Origin of the sequence: Streptococcus mitis, from assembly GCF_003942965.1 — a bacterium.
Lineage (GTDB): Bacteria > Bacillota > Bacilli > Lactobacillales > Streptococcaceae > Streptococcus > Streptococcus mitis_BH.
This window is the reverse complement of sequence record NZ_RJOG01000070.1, coordinates 1-1,358: the sequence shown is the minus strand read 5'-3', so window position 1 is coordinate 1,358 and position 1,358 is coordinate 1. Positions and strand designations below refer to the sequence as shown.

The 1,358-nt window shown below is 31.5% G+C and carries 1 pseudogene; it reads right to left on the bottom strand.

What is annotated here, in order from left to right:
• A pseudogene (locus tag D8837_RS09340) lies at positions 1-1,358 on the bottom strand (hypothetical protein); the annotation flags it as partial.

Sequence of the window (1,358 nt, the reverse complement as noted above, 5' to 3'; positions counted from 1 at the left end):
TTGCTATATAAAATCTGGCGGTAATGTTCCGCTTTCTTATCTAGATAAGATCTTAATTTCAGTTTCCAAAATTCACGAATATCCAAATGAATCAATTCTGACAATCCATTCAAATCCTCAATATCTTTTGAAATGCTTTCTAGAGCTATCGCCAACAATTGATATTCTTCTTCTTTTAATGCATATGAATAGTCAATTTCAAAAATGGTAGGATATTCCTCTTCATTTAGTCCATTTGNTAACAAAAAGTCATTAACTTTTTTATTTAACGCATTTTCGCTAAACAATAGCTCAAACGATTCATTCCACTTATCTACACCGAATTCTTCAGTTATTTTTCTTTGTTTATGTTCCGTATCTCGGGAAATTAACAATTCAATCAAATTCAAATCTAAGCTTAGATTTAACACCTGCTTGAATATGTCTACGATTGTTGAAGAAAACGTATCAATCAAACGTAATTGATTAATTTCAATAGAATTAGCAGGTAATTTTAAGTAGAATTTTCCTTTACTTTCCACAAAATAATAATCTTCCAAAACGATTGACTGACTATCTTGCTCAACATCTTTAGCAGATATTTTGCTGCATGGAATAATCTGAATACGTTTTAATGAACTAACATTCTTACTATTGTCATCTATCGTAGATAATACCGCAGTTTTGATATCATCAATCTCTTTTTTGAAATCCTCAGAATAATCTTCTAATAACTCAAATGTTTCCAATTTTAAATTTGTTTTGAAGCGTTCAACCCCAAGCCATTCACATATTGTAGTTGTACTAGCTTTTTCAGGCACGTAAATAAAACGCATTTGTTTTTCTATTGATTTTGGCAGTCGCTTATCAGCATACCTTAATTCTTTGTTTGGGTAAAAGAAGCCATCTTTGGCTAAGACTGATAATCCTTCGGTAGAATAAGTAGGATTCATTCCTTTTTTATTTCTGATAAGTTCATTATATAATCTGCGACTTATTTCACCTTTATCGAATTTTGGTAACTCAACTAATATAGCTCTTATTTCATCATCCGAAAACATCGCCATATTTTTTCTGAAATCCAACTGTTCAACAATGTGTTGCCCCAAGAGTTCCATTAAGCTTTGTTCAGAAACTCCATACAATCCCGGAACGTGTGCCTTAAGCTTTTCATATAGCACAATTTGTCTGGGACTATATTTCTCTCCGTCAATTTCAATCCATGGTGTTTTATTCAAAATGTATTTCACATACTCATTTGAATAAAAGAAAAATCCGGTCCAGTTTGATTGCTGACTTGCACTTGATTCTTTTTTTACCGAAGATAATAAATCTGTCAATTCTTCATCTTGATTAAGCCAATTGACAATGTCTTTCGT